General features: G+C 40.1%; 13 protein-coding genes and 1 tRNA gene. 2 read left to right on the top strand and 12 right to left on the bottom strand.

Features of this window, described 5'->3' with window-relative positions; translation table 11 throughout:
- Nucleotides 1-344: 344 nt before the first annotated feature.
- On the bottom strand, nucleotides 345-1,619 hold the full coding sequence (locus Q0376_RS03605; RefSeq protein WP_298704182.1) for a carboxymuconolactone decarboxylase family protein: 1,275 nt from the start codon (nucleotides 1,617-1,619) through the stop codon (nucleotides 345-347).
- A 10-nt stretch (nucleotides 1,620-1,629) separates the two neighbouring features.
- Nucleotides 1,630-2,112: a flavodoxin gene (locus Q0376_RS03600; protein WP_298704180.1), complete on the bottom strand. Its 483-nt coding sequence runs from the start codon at nucleotides 2,110-2,112 to the stop codon at nucleotides 1,630-1,632.
- Nucleotides 2,113-2,482: 370 nt separating this feature from the next.
- Here Q0376_RS03600 and Q0376_RS03595 point away from each other — a divergent pair, with 370 nt between their 5' ends.
- Both Q0376_RS03595 and Q0376_RS03590 read left to right on the top strand, forming a co-directional pair.
- Entirely contained in the window at nucleotides 2,483-3,379 is an 897-nt protein-coding gene (locus tag Q0376_RS03595; RefSeq protein ID WP_298704178.1) for a LysR family transcriptional regulator, read from the top strand.
- Between the two features lie 149 nt (nucleotides 3,380-3,528).
- Nucleotides 3,529-3,603: transfer RNA gene (locus Q0376_RS03590), tRNA-Ile, on the top strand.
- 300 nt (nucleotides 3,604-3,903) lie between these two features.
- On the opposite strand, the gene rpoD is transcribed toward Q0376_RS03590, so the two are convergent.
- From rpoD to Q0376_RS03540, 10 genes are all read right to left on the bottom strand, one after another.
- A complete protein-coding gene (gene rpoD / locus Q0376_RS03585; RefSeq protein WP_298704176.1) occupies nucleotides 3,904-5,073 on the bottom strand; it encodes an RNA polymerase sigma factor RpoD in 1,170 nt (389 codons plus the stop codon).
- A 28-nt stretch (nucleotides 5,074-5,101) separates the two neighbouring features.
- Nucleotides 5,102-6,859, bottom strand: a complete 1,758-nt coding sequence (dnaG, locus tag Q0376_RS03580) for a DNA primase (protein WP_298704174.1) — start codon at nucleotides 6,857-6,859, stop codon at nucleotides 5,102-5,104.
- 332 nt (nucleotides 6,860-7,191) lie between these two features.
- A complete protein-coding gene (rny, locus tag Q0376_RS03575) occupies nucleotides 7,192-8,736 on the bottom strand; it encodes a ribonuclease Y (protein ID WP_298704172.1) in 1,545 nt (514 codons plus the stop codon).
- A gap of 163 nt (nucleotides 8,737-8,899) precedes the next feature.
- Nucleotides 8,900-9,406 (bottom strand): regulatory protein RecX, encoded by a 507-nt coding sequence (locus Q0376_RS03570; protein WP_298704170.1) that lies wholly within the window; start codon nucleotides 9,404-9,406, stop codon nucleotides 8,900-8,902.
- Nucleotides 9,407-9,420: 14 nt separating this feature from the next.
- A complete protein-coding gene (gene recA / locus Q0376_RS03565; protein WP_298704168.1) occupies nucleotides 9,421-10,458 on the bottom strand; it encodes a recombinase RecA in 1,038 nt (345 codons plus the stop codon).
- Between the two features lie 24 nt (nucleotides 10,459-10,482).
- Nucleotides 10,483-11,739, bottom strand: a complete 1,257-nt coding sequence (locus Q0376_RS03560) for a competence/damage-inducible protein A (RefSeq protein ID WP_298704167.1) — start codon at nucleotides 11,737-11,739, stop codon at nucleotides 10,483-10,485.
- Between the two features lie 142 nt (nucleotides 11,740-11,881).
- Entirely contained in the window at nucleotides 11,882-13,225 is a 1,344-nt protein-coding gene (gene rimO / locus Q0376_RS03555; RefSeq protein WP_298704165.1) for a 30S ribosomal protein S12 methylthiotransferase RimO, read from the bottom strand.
- Nucleotides 13,226-13,227: 2 nt separating this feature from the next.
- Nucleotides 13,228-14,265: an ABC transporter substrate-binding protein gene (locus tag Q0376_RS03550; RefSeq protein WP_298704163.1), complete on the bottom strand. Its 1,038-nt coding sequence runs from the start codon at nucleotides 14,263-14,265 to the stop codon at nucleotides 13,228-13,230.
- Nucleotides 14,266-14,304: 39 nt separating this feature from the next.
- Nucleotides 14,305-16,356: a YgiQ family radical SAM protein gene (locus Q0376_RS03545; protein ID WP_298704161.1), complete on the bottom strand. Its 2,052-nt coding sequence runs from the start codon at nucleotides 16,354-16,356 to the stop codon at nucleotides 14,305-14,307.
- 21 nt (nucleotides 16,357-16,377) lie between these two features.
- Entirely contained in the window at nucleotides 16,378-16,827 is a 450-nt protein-coding gene (locus tag Q0376_RS03540) for a RodZ family helix-turn-helix domain-containing protein (RefSeq protein ID WP_298704159.1), read from the bottom strand.
- Nucleotides 16,828-16,836: the final 9 nt, after the last annotated feature.

Raw genomic sequence — 16,836 nt, 5'->3', positions numbered from 1 at the left:
CTCTTTACTCTTTACTCTTTACTCTTTACTCTTTACTCTTTACTCTTTACTCTTTACTCTTTCAGTGTAACAAACCTTATTCAATTTCGCAAATAATGGCCTATGCAGTAACCTTCTTCTAGCTTCTCTCTGACTTTGTTTTAACTTCTCTCTGACTTTGTTTTAATTTCTCTCTAACTTTGTTTTAACTTCACTCAAACTTTATTTTAACTTCGTCCTAACTGGAACGCTAGCTACCAAAAAGAACCCCTTATAATTAGATCTCATACACTCTAATTACAAAGGATTCTCTAGTCATATAAAACGATATAAAATTTTACTTAAAATGGTTTATTACTAACAACTTATTCCGTAACAGCCCCTTTAATAGACTCATTCCAATCAAGAGGCATATACTGTGCATCACTGACTGGCTCTAACCAAGTAACACTGACATCGTCTTTATTCACACTTAAGGCCAAATGTGAAAAATAACTGTCTTTAGTAGCACCATGCCAGTGTTTGACTTCTGGTGCAATGTACACTGTATCACCAGTTTGTAGAGCTCGTGCTGGTTCGCCTTCAGCTTGATACCAACCTTTACCATCAACAACAACTAGAATTTGACCAGCCCCATGATGAATATGCCAATTATTGCGACTTGCTGGTTCAAACGTTACATTGTAAATGCCTACTTCTTCCGTATTAAGTGGGGCCAACCAGCTCTTACCACTAAAATATTGTGCATATCCATCATTGGACTTACCAATAGCAAATTGAGACATAGTGCCTTGCGTATGAACTATAGTAGAAATTTCATCTAATACGCCATCACTAACACCATTGTGTTTAGCAATTTGACGATGCGCCCCAAGTTGTGATTCAACTCCTGATAAAGCTTCTAGCGCTGCTACTGTAACAATTTCACGATTCCGCCAATCTAACACATTAGAGGCAAAAATATCGCCAAACAAATGGCTTTTTAAATATTGGTCAATAGCTGGCGCAAAATCAAATAATGCCCCTTTTACTTCAGCACCCACTAATTCAGTCTGTACTTTAGTGCCTTCAGCTAAGGCCTGTCCTTCTAATATAGTCGTCGTTGCCGCGGCTCCTTCCACAGTGTTGAGTCCCTTAGCTTCACGTTCCTTTACCGTATTCATTAAAACACTAAGACCATTTAAACTACGCGGAAACCCTGTATACGCATAAAGTTGCACCATGGCATCCTTTATTTCATTTACAGTAAGTCCCTTATCAAGCCCTGCCATAACAGCTTGTTTAAGCAAATCTTGCTCCCCTGTAGCGGTATATTTACTAATATTAACTAATGCGATCTCTTTTTCATTTAATACACGAGCTTCTTCTTTAATATTTGAATTAGTAGTTACTTTACTCATCTGACTCTTTGTCTCCTTTACTAAATCCTGACTACTTCGTTCCATTCCATTTGAATTAACCTCAGACCTGCTTTGAGGCGATACCGTTTCGCTGCTCTTAAAGCGATTGACCATGCCACTATGTAATTGACTCTCCCTCAGGTCCGCACCCTGTACGGTTCCTAAAGTCCCAGTGCCAACGGAGAGCAATAGTGTAATACTAGCAACTAAATATATATATGACTTCTTATATCCTTTCATACAAAACCTCCTAGTGAAGTTCAAAAGTTTGTGCCCAACGAGCTAATTCCTCAACTGAAACATGAACTGAAAATCGTTTACCTTCCTTCAAAACAGCGCCCACGCAGGATGGCGATAAAGCCACATTAGTTTGTCCCATAGTGCTACCCCCCGAAGTGGCAAAAGGAATAATCACTTTGTCCGTTAAATCGAAAGATTCTAAAAAGCTGTTAATAATGGAGGGGGCGCGATACCACCAAATAGGAAATCCCACATATATATATTGAACCGTATCAAGTTCTGGCAAAGGCTTTTTTATCTTTGGCCGTGAATTCAAATCACTCATCTCTACAGATGAACGACTCTTTTTATTCGTCCAATTTAAATCCTCTGCTGTATATGGCTTTTCTGGTTCAATTTTATAACAATGCGCCCCTATGGCCTGAACCAAATTCTGTGCCACCCGTTCTGTCGAACCGGTCACACTAAAATAGGCTACTAATGAATGACTCACGGTAATCCCTCCTCAAATTATTACATTATATGAGCATCTTAATTCTTGGGTTCTCATATAGTTATATAACCACGCTATATTGATTTTTATATAAAATACTATATGGGCTATCTAATGTGCTATATGGATTTCTGTACTTCACTTTATATCGTCTTCTATATTATGTAGTTTTCTATATATAGTATAAAATCATCATTAATTTATATCTAATAGTTATTATATCTCCTTTACCATCGTTTTTAGGAATGATAAAATAAAATAGAGCCATAAAAAAGCTCTACAATTTAAAGAATAAAACATATAAAAATCAGAAAACATAGTTTATATAGTTAATCTGTATAACATCATATACAGTAAAAAGAGAGAACCTATGATTGAAACTCGTTTACTTACCTATTTTTTAACCATTGCCGAAGAAGGTACAATTACTGGTGCAGCACAGCGACTACACATTACCCAGTCAACTTTATCTAAACAAATTAAAGACCTAGAAGAGCAATTAGGCAAAACTTTATTTATTCGTGGCAAACGAAATATTACCTTGACCGAAGAAGGTCGTTATTTACAACAACAGGGTAGAGAGATTTTAGACCGCCTCGAAACTACCGAAGCGGTCCTCCAAGAAGACGAAACACTCCTAAATGGCAATATCTACTTAGGCTGTGGAGAAACAAGGCATATATCAGTCATCAGCCATTGTTTTAAAAAGCTACAAAGCATCTATCCACAAATTCATCTCCATCTATATACAGGTGACCAAATTGTTATCATGGATCGCCTAGCCAAAGGGCTTATCGACATGGGGCTCGTTGTGGAGCCTACGTTTAAAGAAGGCTATGATTATTATGATCTTCACGCTAGCGATCGCAGCTTACTAGTTATGCGCCGCGACAGCCCCTTAGCCAACAAAAGCACAATTCATAAAGATGAACTAAAAAATCTTCCCCTAATTTTAGTTCGTCAAGGTTTTATCAATCCTGTTGATTATGAATTATTTGGTACTAGCCGGTCTAATTTAAACATTGTGGCCACCTATAATCTAATCAATAATATGACCTACCTAGTAGAGGATGGACTGGGCTTTGCAGTAACCTTAGAAGGACTCTTACCCGATACGCATCCCACTCTTGTGGCACGCCCCATTGAGCCCTTCGTAGAAAATAAATGGTACCTAGTCACCCGAAGCCATCAAATCCTTTCACCTACAGTAAGTCGCTTTCTCGAAGAGCTAAAAAGCCTAAGAAATATGACTGGAGAATCAGTCTAAGAAGTCACTCTTTGTATTGACTAAGAGATAGTCTTTTATGTATAATAACTTAGTGGCATACTCTAGTAACTTGTACTATAATATTAGAGTTGCAATACACCATGTGTTGCCTATAGTCACTGACTGTCTAATATAAAGACTCATTTCTTGGGCCTATAGCTCAGGGGTAGAGCAACCGGCTCATAACCGGTCGGTCCCTGGTTCGAACCCAGGTGGGCCCACCAAGTAAAAAGCTATCTACATTATGTAGATAGCTTTTTTATATTTACTTAACCTTTAATCCATTATTAGAAGGGCATTAAAAAAGTTTATATGCAACCATTTAGTCATTAAGTAGACGTACAACTAATAAGGCCCTATTATACCAAAAGGCTCTCACCATTGCCCCTACTCTATAGGAGGCGTAATGGTGAGAGCCTTTATATGATTCTTATAAAACGATACTATAAGAAATTTTCTATACGAAGTTTTTTATACGAAATCCTTTTTACAAACTCTCATAAAACATCTTATTATGAAAACTCTTATAAGAAGTCTTTGATCTTATCTCGTTTGCCACGATTGCGTAATTTAGTCAATGCCTTACCTTCAATCTGACGAATACGTTCACGAGTTACATTAAAATGTTGACCTACTTCTTCTAATGTACGAGGCTTGCCATCTTTTAAACCAAAGCGAAGCACAAGTACTTGTTGTTCTCTTTCAGTTAAGCAAGAGAATACATCTTCAATTTGCTCTTTTAGAAGAATATAACTAGCCGCATCATCTGGTGCAATAGCATCCTGGTCTTCAATAAAATCGCCTAAATGGGAATCTTCTTCTTCCCCAATTGGTGTTTCTAAAGATACTGGCTCTTGGGCGATTTTTTGAATTTCACGAACCCGTTCTACACTGATTCCCATGCCTTCAGCAATTTCTTCTGGCAATGGTTCGCGCCCTTTATCTTGTAATAATTGACGGGAAATACGAATTAATTTATTAATCGTTTCTACCATGTGTACTGGAATACGAATTGTACGCGCTTGGTCCGCAATGGCACGGGTAATGGCCTGACGAATCCACCAAGTAGCATATGTGGAGAATTTATATCCTTTAGTATAGTCGAATTTATCAACTGCTTTAATCAAGCCTAAATTCCCTTCTTGAATTAAATCCAAGAATAACATGCCACGTCCTACATAGCGCTTAGCAATACTAACAACTAAACGTAAATTCGCGTCAATAAGTTTTTGCTTAGCCCGTTCGCCGGTGCGCACTTCCTTATAGGAAGCATCTTCTTTTGCACCTGCTTCAATTTGTTGAGCCAATAAAATTTCTTCATCAGCAGAAAGAAGTGGCACACGACCAATTTCTTTAAGGTACATGCGCACTGGGTCGTCAATATTAACCCCTTCAGGAATACTAAGATCTAAACTAACTTCCTTCGCTTCACGCACATCATCCGTTACATCTTCATCATCATCTTCTTCAATGATATCTTCACTATCATCCGCTACTACATCATCAGTAATAACTTCAATATTACTCTTTTGCAAGATATCATACATTTCATCTAGCTGCTCCGCTGTAAGATCTACTTCTTCATGAAGAGCATCGGTGATTTCCTTGCTCGATAAAGCACCTGTTTTTCTTCCTTTTGCTACTAGTTGTTCTATAATTTCTTGTAAATGCGATTTATTTTGCTTCTTAGCCACAACGCTCTTCCTTTCTTTCATAGATTTATCAGGACCATTGTTTTATCAAGGATTGTAAGTCCTGACAGAGTTTTAATTCTTCAATAAATCGTGAATCTCCTGCACGATTTAACTGGTCTGCTAACGCACTATGTGTTTTATACTGTTTACGCAAGGATTTTAACCGTACTGCTCGAATATAGCCATCTAAAGCATTATCATCATAATGCAAGAGCATTAATTGTGCATAGGCTGCCTTTTCTTCATCAGTGAAGGCCTCCTCTAATACGGTAGACTGTATTTGTCCAGTCTCACTTGCCACTTTCTGAGCCTTTGCTACCAAAGCTCGATAAGTTTCATTACTTATATCTTCTAAAGGCAAATACTGTGTAACTCTAGTCAAATAAGGCACAGTACTAACAGCCATAGCTGTCAAATAGTCTTCTTCACTCACCTTAGCTGCCTTTACTGCTTCTCTTGGTGATGTCATAGGCAAGTCACCATTTCCGGTATACTGCCTAAACATGCGCAATATGCTACTATTATCGAGCCATAGAGGCAGTGCTAAGGCCTTCAAGTAGGTCTCCCGTTCAATGGGATTGTCCACCTCTTTAATATAGTCAAACATATTCTTTAAAATAGCCTGTTTGCCCGCTGCTGTATTGCGATCTTCTTGAATTAACGATTCATTTAAAAAGAATTCAAAAGGCGATATAGCTTCATCAATTAATTGTTGAAACGCCTCGCCCCCATGGTTTCGACAATAATCATCCGGGTCTTTTCCATCGGGCATAACTACAATACGAATTTTAAATTTTAATTTTTGTAAAATTTTAATAGCTTCGCGCACCGCATGGCGCCCTGCACCATCCATATCATATGCTAAGATGACTTCATCAGCTTGTCGCACTAATAAGCGTGCTTGATTCTCCGTAAACGCAGTACCTAGCGAGGCCACCACATTAGTAACGCCATGATTATGCGCACTAATTACATCCATATAGCCTTCGACTAAGACCACTTGCCTTTTTCGGCGAATTGTTTGCCACGCCTTGTCAAAAGCAAATAGCATATGTCCTTTGTTAAAAAAATTAGTTTCTGGTGAATTTAAGTATTTAGGATCCCTTTCACTGGGCTTTATAATCCGTCCACCAAATGCAACTACACGGCCACGGCCGTCACAGATAGGAAACATAACGCGATTTCTAAAATAGTCATACATGCCTCGTTCATTTTTTCGGGCCAAACCTAATTCGAGTAAGGTCCGCTCCTGTATGTCACGTTGCGTAAATGCCCGGCTTAATCTATCTCGGCCACTTGGGGCAAAACCTAAGCGAAATTGCTCGATTATTTCTTCTGATAATCCCCGTTCCTTAAGATACGTAAGCGCTTCCTTTCCCGTCTCTGTTTGAGTTAAACAGTTATGGTAAAATGTGGCAGCTAAATCGTTGACCCTATACATTTCATCCCGATGTGCTTTTCGCTGGATCTCTTCTTGAGTCAACGCTTTTTCTGGGAGTTGTATGTTCGCACGATTCGCTAATTTTTCTAATGCTTCAGGAAATGTTAAATTATCTTTACGCATGAGGAAGTTAAATACATTGCCCCCTGCTTTACAACCAAAACAATAAAAAAAGCCCTTTTCTGGGGTAACACTAAAGGACGGCGTTTTTTCATTATGAAAGGGGCAACACCCCCAATAGTTTCGCCCATTTTTCTTTAGCGGTACGTATTCAGAAATCACTTCCACTATGTCGTTCGCGTTTTTTATTTGTTCAATTAACTCGTCATCAAAGTGTCTATTCATCTCTTCGCACCCCATACTTCAACTTCTCTGTTATATTATTCTACAAAAAAGAGTCATTTTCCTTCTTTATCAAGAATATTTTTTACAGAATCTATTACATTAATAGCGCAAAATATAAATGCATTAAGTGCAACATAGCATATAGTTCATCAAAAATATGCATCTTTAGCACTTATTAGATAGTTTTAGATTATTTTTTCAGACAAATATATATTTTACTTCTTTTTATTATAAAAAATCAAGTCTTTTTTATGCCATAATAAAAGACTACAACCGCTTACCTAAGTAAGGGCTGTAGTCTATATATTCATCTTGTTAAATTTTAGCTACTATTATTTAGCGTAATCTACAACACGAGTTTCGCGAATAATAACGACCTTAATCTGACCTGGATATTCCAATTCAGATTCAATTCGTTTTACCATTTCACGAACTAATAAAGTTGCTTCTGCTTCGTCAATCTTGTCAGGTTTAACCATAACACGAATTTCGCGACCAGCCTGAATAGCAAAACATTTTTCAACGCCATCAAAGGACTCGGCAATTTCCTCTAATTTAGTTAATCGTTTTAAATAGTTTTCCAAAGTTTCACGGCGTGCTCCTGGACGGGCAGCAGAAATAGCATCCGCAGCTGCCACAAGAACAGCTTCAACAGATTTAAACTCTTCATCACCATGATGTGCACCGATACAATTTTGAACCAATACACTTTCATGATATTTCTTAGCTACATCAATACCAATTTGAACATGAGAACCTTCAATTTCATGGTCAAGGGCTTTACCTAAGTCATGAAGTAAACCGCCGCGTTTAGCCAGTGTTACATCACAGCCCAATTCAGCGGCCATAATGCCAGCTAAATGAGATACTTCAACAGAATGTTTAAGTACATTTTGACCATAACTTGTACGATATTTCAAGCGACCTAAAATTCTAACAATTTCAGGGTGTAAGCCATGAACATCGGCTTCAAAGGTAGCCTGTTCACCAGCTTCTTTAATTGTATTGTCCACTTCTTTACGAGCTTTAGCCACCATCTCTTCAATGCGAGCTGGATGGATACGGCCATCTACAATTAATTTTTCCAGTGCAATTCGCGCTACTTCACGGCGAATTGGGTCAAAGCCAGAAAGAATAACGGCTTCTGGTGTGTCATCAATAATAAGATCTATACCTGTTAAGGTTTCGAGAGCACGAATATTACGGCCTTCACGACCAATAATACGCCCTTTCATTTCATCATTAGGAAGAGCCACTACAGATACTGTAGATTCGGCTACATGGTCAGCTGCACAACGTTGAATGGCAGCAGCAATAATTTCACGAGCATTTTTCTCAGCTTCGTCTTTAGCTTGTTGCTCTAAATCTTTTACTAAAATAGCAGTTTCATGGCGAATATCTCGTTCCACATTAGATAGCAAAATATTTTTTGCTTCATCAAAAGTCATGCCCGAGATGCGTTCTAATTCAGCCATTTCTTTCTTATAAAGTTCTTCAACACGTTCACGAATCGTAGTCACTTCTTGTTCTTTACGATGTAAACTGTCTTCCTTCTTTTCTAATGTTTCTAATTTATTATCAAGATGTTCTTCCTTTTGAAGAATGCGTCTTTCTAAGCGTTGTAATTCAGATCTACGATCTCTGTTTTCTTTCTCTACTTCAGTGCGCATCTGATGGATTTCTTCTTTAGCTTCTACCAATGCTTCTTTTTTCTTGGCTTCTGCTACTCGTTCGCCATCAGCAATAATGCGAGCCGCCTCTGTTTCAGCTCGATTGAGCTTCCCTTCAGCAATATTCTTACGCATTAAATAGCCCACACCAAGACCGATGAGAACCATTACAACGGCTATAATACTATACTCTAAAATAAGTTTCACCTCCTGTATGAAAAAAGTAAGAAGCCTAGGGCTTCTCCTAAAGTTGCCGTCTAATTCATCCAATATTCACATTTTGCCCACTACTGTGAGACTACTATAATTGTAGACGGTGAACCATCACATGTCAAGCGTTCTAGGGCCAAATAGACAGGCCTAAAAGTCATTAAAATTCGTCAAATCGCGAGATTTGACGGGCAATCTCTTGAATTGTGCCTATTTTAAAGCCACGATTTTTTAAGTAATTGAACACTTTCTTTTGTGGAATTTTATCATCGGCTCCCCATTCTTCACCCATTTCATAATTAGACGCTTCACCTAAAGGTAAAAAATGGCGTGCACATAATTTATAAGCTACTGAATACTCATCATAGGAATGAAGGCTGCTGCCTACAGATAAACCACGTTGGTACATTTTTTGCCGAATAAATGTCTCACTATATTTTTCAGCCTCCATATAAAGGCGTAACGCCTCCCGAGAGAGGCGTTCATCGTCAATATAGTCTAGTTCTTCTAGTCGTGCCAATACAGCCTCTATAAGAGGCAATGGCACCTGTTTTCGCTTTAACTTTTGTGTGAGCTCTAAGCGACTTAAAAATCGTGGAGCTAAGAAACGTAGCGCTTGGTCCATGGCAGTGGTCATCGTATATTCTACAGGTGAACGACTTTTCATGAAACGCTCCCTTCTTATTCTTCAGTAGTCTCTGCGTCTTCCCCTACTACATCAAATGTTTCAGGTTCTGCCATTAATGTATCGCGTATAATTTTGTCAATTTCATTGGCCACTGATGGATTATTGCGCAAATATTCTTTGGCTGCTTCCTTACCTTGGCCCATGCGATCATCATTATAAGAATACCAAGCACCAGACTTCTTAATGATTTCCATATTGGTCCCAATATCAATCAAAGTGCCTTCATAGGATACGCCAGTACCATACATTAAATCAAACTCAGCGGTTTTAAATGGTGGCGCCACCTTATTCTTAACAACCTTAACCTTTGTGCGGCTCCCTACATTTTCATTGTTTTGCTTAATAACTTCACCTTTGCGCACATCGAGGCGAATGGTAGAGTAGAATTTAAGAGCACGACCACCAGTAGTTGTTTCTGGATTACCAAACATAACACCAACTTTTTCACGAAGTTGATTAATAAAAATAACAACTGTACGAGATTTACTAATAATCCCCGTTAATTTACGCAAGGCCTTACTCATAAGGCGCGCTTGTAAGCCTACATGAGCATCGCCCATTTCACCTTCAATTTCAGCCTTAGGTACAAGTGCTGCTACGGAGTCAACAACAATAATATCTACAGCACCACTGCGAACTAAAGATTCCGTAATTTCTAACGCCTGTTCACCGCAATCTGGCTGCGATACTAATAAATTATTAATATCAACACCTAAACGACGTGCATATACAGGATCGAGCGCATGTTCCGCGTCAATAAATGCCGCAATGCCGCCACCCTTTTGCGCTTCTGCAATGGCATGAAGGGCTACTGTTGTTTTACCAGAAGACTCTGGACCATAAATTTCAATCACACGGCCTCGAGGAAATCCACCTACGCCCACAGCTAAGTCAATAGCCAAACAACCAGTGGAGATCACATCAATATTCATGCGGTCCCCAATGTCGCCTAAGCGCATAATGGCACCTTTACCATAATCTTTCTCAATCTTTTTTAATGCACTATCCAGTGCCTGTTCTCTACCTTCCATGGTATAGTCCTTTCTAATATAAAATTAAACCTTTTGTTCATCCATATCATTCATATATGTGTACAAATAAAATAAAGCTTTTTCTACAGTGCTTTCACGAATGCTCTGACGGTCCCCAAGGAATATATTTTTATACACCTTAGTGCCCTTTGGCCCGGCTACACCGATGTAGACTAAACCAACTGGCTTAGTAGGCGTAGCGCCACCAGGGCCCGCGATTCCCGTGGTGGATATGCCATAGGTAGTCGCCATAAGGCGACGCGTACCTTCTGCCATCTGCTGCGCCACCGTTTCGCTAACAGCACCATAGGTAGCTAAGTCTTCGGCCTGTACACCTAAAACCTGATGCTTGATTTCATTATCATAGGAAATAACACCGCCCCGCATATAGGCACTACTGCCAGGCAGCTCTGTTAGGTATTTCCCCACTAAGCCGCCAGTACAGGATTCGGCCGTACTTACCGTAGCCTGCTGTGCTACTAAAGATTGGGCCACCAATTCTAAAACAGATGTGTCTAAATTACGCCCCACATGAGTGCCCAGTCGGGCCTGCACAATCGCATCCCAAGGGGCCAACAAAGCTGTGGCGTCCTCTTTAGTCTTGCCTTTAGCGGTTAAGCGCAATTCAATATAGCCATTCTTTATAAGACTAGCGATAGTTGGATTAGACTGGGATTTAAATAAATCCTCCAAGGCTGCTTCTAACTCTAATTCACGCATATCATATATACCGTAGCGATGTGATAAAACAACGCCTTGAGATCCAAAACATTGGTGTAAGATAGGGACTACTGATTCAGAAAAAACAGCTTTCATTTCCGCTGGTGGACCTGGCAATAAAAAATATACCGTACCGGCGCCTTCAGTCATAACCCCTGGAGCAATGCCCTTACTATTAGCTAAGGCTTTACTGCCTGCCGGAAGGAACATTTCACGGCGACTCTTCTCAGGCATTGTTCGATTGTGACTTGTAAAATAATGTGTTACCATCGCTTCTGCGTCACTATTAAGCTCCAAAGAACGTCCTAGAGCCTTGGCTAATACATTGCGAGTAATATCCCCATCAGTAGGGCCTAAGCCTCCTGTGCAAATAACTATATCAGCACGCTTAGCGCTAATCTCAAAGGCTTCAGCCATGCGCTCCGGATTATCACCTACGGTCGTTTGAAAGGCCACCGTATATCCTAGTATATTCAATTCTTTGGCTAACCAACTAACATTGGTATTCACCGTATCGCCAAGCAATAATTCTGAACCAGTGGAAATAAGTTCAACTATCATGAATCGTTCGCCTCATTTCTCCATTCTTTGAACAGCCCTGTTTAGGCCTTCATCGGTTGACTATGCATCCTATGATTTCAATTGCCTTATAGGTAGATGTCTACGCCCCTATAGTTGGACCTCCACATCTACTCTCCTATAGCTATGCGTCCACTTCCACTACCACATCATAGGAGAAGCCCTGTACTACTTTAACTGGCACAATATCTCCTACAGAAAGGCCCTGGCAGTCTTCAATATACATATTGCCATCTACATCAGGAGCCTGTGTAGACAGACGTCCCTTAGCCAATAATTGGCCATTTTCGGTTTCATCAATTTCTTCTACAATCGCCTCTTGATGGGTGCCTTCTAAATCGCGATTATTTTCTTCTGAAATGGCTGCTTGAATGGCCATCAATGTATGATAACGCTCTTCCTTAACGTCTTCAGGAATCTGGTCCACCATAGCACCTGCTGGTGTGCCCTCTTCCTGAGAGTACGTAAATACACCCATATTATCAAATCGTACATCTTTTACAAACTCACAGAGTTCTTCAAATTGTTCATCTGTTTCCCCTGGGAAACCTACAATAATGGATGTACGTAAGGTTACATGCTTCGCTTTATTACGCACTTTTTTAAGAAGCGACACAATATCAGCCTTTCGATCCTTTCGGTTCATGCGGCGTAAAATATCATCATTAATATGCTGTAATGGTAAGTCTATATATTTACAAATCTTTGGCTCTTGTACAATAAAATCAAGCAAGTCATCTGTAAAATACTTAGGATATAGGTATAACAAGCGATACCATTGAATGCCTTCCACTTTAACTAATGCTTTTAATAAGTCCACTAACATAGGTTTGCCATTATTTAAATCAGAACCATAGCTTGTAGTATCTTGGGCAATTAAATTGATTTCTTTTACGCCCATGCTAGCTAAGCGTTCTACTTCTTCCACAATGGATTCAATAGTGCGGCTTCGATAGGCGCCACGCACCTTCGGAATAATACAGAAAGTACAACCATTGTCACAACCTTCAGCAATCTTTACATAGGCACTATAGGTTGGTGTTGTTTGCATGCGTGGCATGCGCTCATTGTAAATATTCGTAATAGAGTCCATAATGCAAGCGCGATGGCCTTCATTTATAGCTTCAATAGCTTCCATAATCCGATTCCATGAGCCAGTCCCAATTAGCGCATCAATTTCAGGAATTTCCTTGAATAATTCTTCTTGGTATTGTTGGCTCAAACAACCAGCCACAATAAGCCCACGGCAAGCACCAAACTTCTTATATTCAGCCATTTCCAAAATTGTATTTACCGATTCAGCCTTAGCTTTTTCAATAAATGTACAAGTATTTACTATAATTATTTCGGCTTCGTCTAACGTATCAGTAATTTCATAATCATTAGCTTTCAAAGCACCTAGCATAACTTCTGTGTCTACTAAATTCTTTGCACAGCCCAAACTGATATAGCCTAATTTTTTACTCATTATTAACCCTTTCTAAAACGCACTTGACTAATCCACTTATTTAATAATATTTTCTTACCTTCTTCAGTATAGCCACCTTGGCTATCAAATAGAACTAATTCTCGTCCGATGGAGTCCACGGGATTCGGAATTTCTGGATTTGTATATACATAATAAAAACTACTATCCGTCAACACTTGAGCGGCTTGTTTTGACAACAACCATTTCACAGCGCGCATGGCTTCTTCTTCATTGCTTACGCTCTTAAGCATACCCACACCTGTCAAATAATACGGTGTGCCATCTACGGGAAAAATTATTTTCACAGGATACTTGTGCATAGCATATTGTTTCCCATCAGAATAATTGCCAATCCCTAAGTCAGCTTCTCCTAGCGACGCGAGACGCACCGGCGTAGATAAGAATTTAGCATACTGTGTCACATGCGGTTTAAGCTCCACAAAATAAGCCAAGCCCAGCTCTTCACCATCGCGCTCTACAAAGCTATATAAAATATTGGCCGCACTGCGAGACGCTACAAAATCGGTCATGACCACATTCCACTCGCCTGGCAATATAAGGGATTGCCAAGCTGTTACATAGCGCCCTGTGTGTTCATAAAACGTTTCGCTTTGGGCAAAAATCACAGGGTCATACCAAATGCCCACCCAAAGGGCATCGGGATTTTTAAAGCGATCTGATATTTCATCCACACCTTCAGTTAACACCGGTTTTAACTGATTATATTTCACACCAATTTCTAAATTATCACGGCTCGTAATCACTAAATCGCCCTTTTGATCAGCTAGTGGCAAGGTCATACGCATAGCCATTTGCTCCTCAGTGAGCGGCTGAAAATTAAGGCGCACATGATATAGCATTTCATATTGGTGTGCCAATAAAGTTGTTACATTGGTTGGCAAGTCAGAATAAATGGTAAGCTCCCCTTTTATGGGAGTTGCTGTCCGCGCTTTTTGCATATTCTTTTCGAAGTAGGTGCCCGCAGTAAAAACTGCCATGACAAATACTATTAATAGTGCAATAGGCCAAAATCGTTTCATACTATTGCCCGCCTCCATTATGACACAAGAGAAATATAATTATCTAGGAGATTTACGTCCTTTTACGCCTTTATTTATACTAATTTTGCCATGTCCATACGGCTTTGCCCCGCCCTTGCTAGAGCGCCCTTTACTTTGCGATTCGCCTTTAGAGTATGCGCCTTTAGCATCCCTGCCTTTGGCGCTATGACTAGAGATTGAGCTTCTGTCTTTAGCTCTATTCTTATAACTCGACGCACTGCCTTTAGCGCTATATCTTGAGCCACCGCCTTCAGCGCCCTTTTGACGACTCTTAATGGGTCTTGGCGGAATTAAACACTGTGGTCCAAATCCTATCAAATCACGCCGTCCTGCTAATGTTAATGCTTCATACACTAATTTGTAATTTTCAGGTCGCTTATATTGCATAAGAGCGCGCTGCATCGCTTTTTCATGGGCCTTTTTAGGTACATAAATAGACTCACCTGTTAAAGGATTCATTTCCGTATAATACATGGCCGTAGATAAACTACCTGGTGTAGGAATAAAATCTTGTACTTGCTCAGGATTCATCCCTTGATCGCGCAAGAACTCAGCTAATTCAATGGCAGCGTCTAAGGTGCAACCAGGATGTGAGCTCATGAAATACGGAACTAAGTACTGCTTCTTACCTAATTGGCGATTCGCTGCATCAAACCAATCTTTAAAAGTTAAGAACACGTCTTTGCCGGCCTTCCCCATGATGTCAGTTACATTTTTTGACACATGTTCTGGTGCCACTTTGAGCTGTCCACTCACATGATGTTCACAAAGTTCTTTTACAAATTGACGATTATTATCTTCTAATACATAATCATAACGCAAACCAGAGCGAACAAATACTTTCTTTATCCCTTTGAGTTTGCGTAATTTTCTTAATAAAGCTAAATATTCATCATGACTTGTATCTAAGTTTTCACAAGGTACTGGGGCTGCACAATTTTTACCAGGACAAGCGCCGAATTTAGCTTGTTTTGCACAAGCTAAATGTCTAAAGTTCGCTGTTGGCCCCCCTACATCATGAATATAGCCTTTAAAATCTGGCATGGCAATCATGCGCTTTGCCTCTTCCACCAAGGACTCTTCACTACGATTTTGAATAATTCGCCCTTGATGGCTCGTAATAGCGCAAAATGAGCAAGAACCAAAACAACCTCGGTGACTAACTAAACTAAATTGCACTTCACTCAAAGCTGGCACGCCACCTGCCTCATCATAGCGCGGATGCCAATGGCGAGTAAAAGGCAAATTATACACTTCATCCATTTCCCCTTGGCTTAAAGGCAATGCTGGACTATTCTGCACCACATAGCGATCTCCATGAGCCTGCACTAGGGTTTTCCCAATATAGGGATCTTGTTCATAGTATTGTAAGCGAAAGGCTTCAGCAAATTCCTTTTTACTCGCTTTAACCGCTTCAAAGGACGGGCATTCTACCAAAGGGCCTTCTGGCAAGGTCTTGCTCATGTAGCAAATCCCTTTTATATGAGGTAATTGTCGTTCAAATTGCCCTTTATCCAATGCCTCAGCTAATTCTAAAATTTGTTTTTCCCCCATGCCATAAATTAAGACCTCGGCTTTGCTATCTTGTAAAATGGAACGCCGCACGGAGTCTGACCAGTAATCATAATGGGCAAAGCGACGTAAACTAGCTTCAATACCACCAATAATGACAGGTACATCGCGAAAGGCTTCTCTCATGCGATTCGCATATACCAAGGTGGCTCGGTCAGGTCGATGGCCGCTTTCACCACCTGGCGAATAGCCATCCGTATGACGGAATTTTTTAGCCGCCGTAAATTTATTCAACATAGAATCTAAATTACCCGCCGTTACGAGAGATGCTAAGCGAGGCTTTCCTAGGATTTTAAACGCCTCCACATCATTCCAATCAGGCTGGGCAATAAGGCCTACACGGTAGCCATGAGCCTCTAATAGACGGCCAATAACACTGCCTGCAAAAGAAGGATGGTCTACATAGGCATCGCCAGTGATGAGCACAAAATCTAGCTCAGCCCAGCCCTTAGCATCCATTTCCTCACGCGTAGTAATTAAATAACGATTTGTATCCACTACTTAGTCCTTTCTACAGTCCTACATAAAGAATAACCAAATCAAAAATATGAGAACACAAATTAAGATTACAGACACAGCAAAACGTTCTTGAGCTAATGTCTTTTTGCGCCTTTGTTGCCGCGAAGTATAACTTAATCGCTTAGCCCTAGGTGGCACCACCTCAACCTGACGCTCTACTTCTTCATGAGCTGGCACGCGACGTGGTTTAAGCTTGCGAAGCGGTACGCCCAAAGGCTCGCCAATAATGCTCTTATAACGATCAATAAAACGATGGCGCTCCAGACCTAGAAAGTCTGCATAATTACCAATAAAGCCCTTCACATACACATCGCCAGGAATTATTTTGTAATTATCTTCTTCTAAGGCTTCTAAATAGGCTGCTCGAATATGCAACACCCGTTCCACATCCTTAATAGTCAAGCCCCGCCGATTGCGCTCTCGCTTTAATTCTTCCCCAATCGTTGCCAATGGGTTTCC

Source organism: uncultured Veillonella sp., assembly GCF_937981445.1.
GTDB lineage: Bacteria > Bacillota > Negativicutes > Veillonellales > Veillonellaceae > Veillonella_A.
Note: the sequence above shows the minus strand (reverse complement) of the source record. Positions and strands in the feature narration are given on the sequence as shown.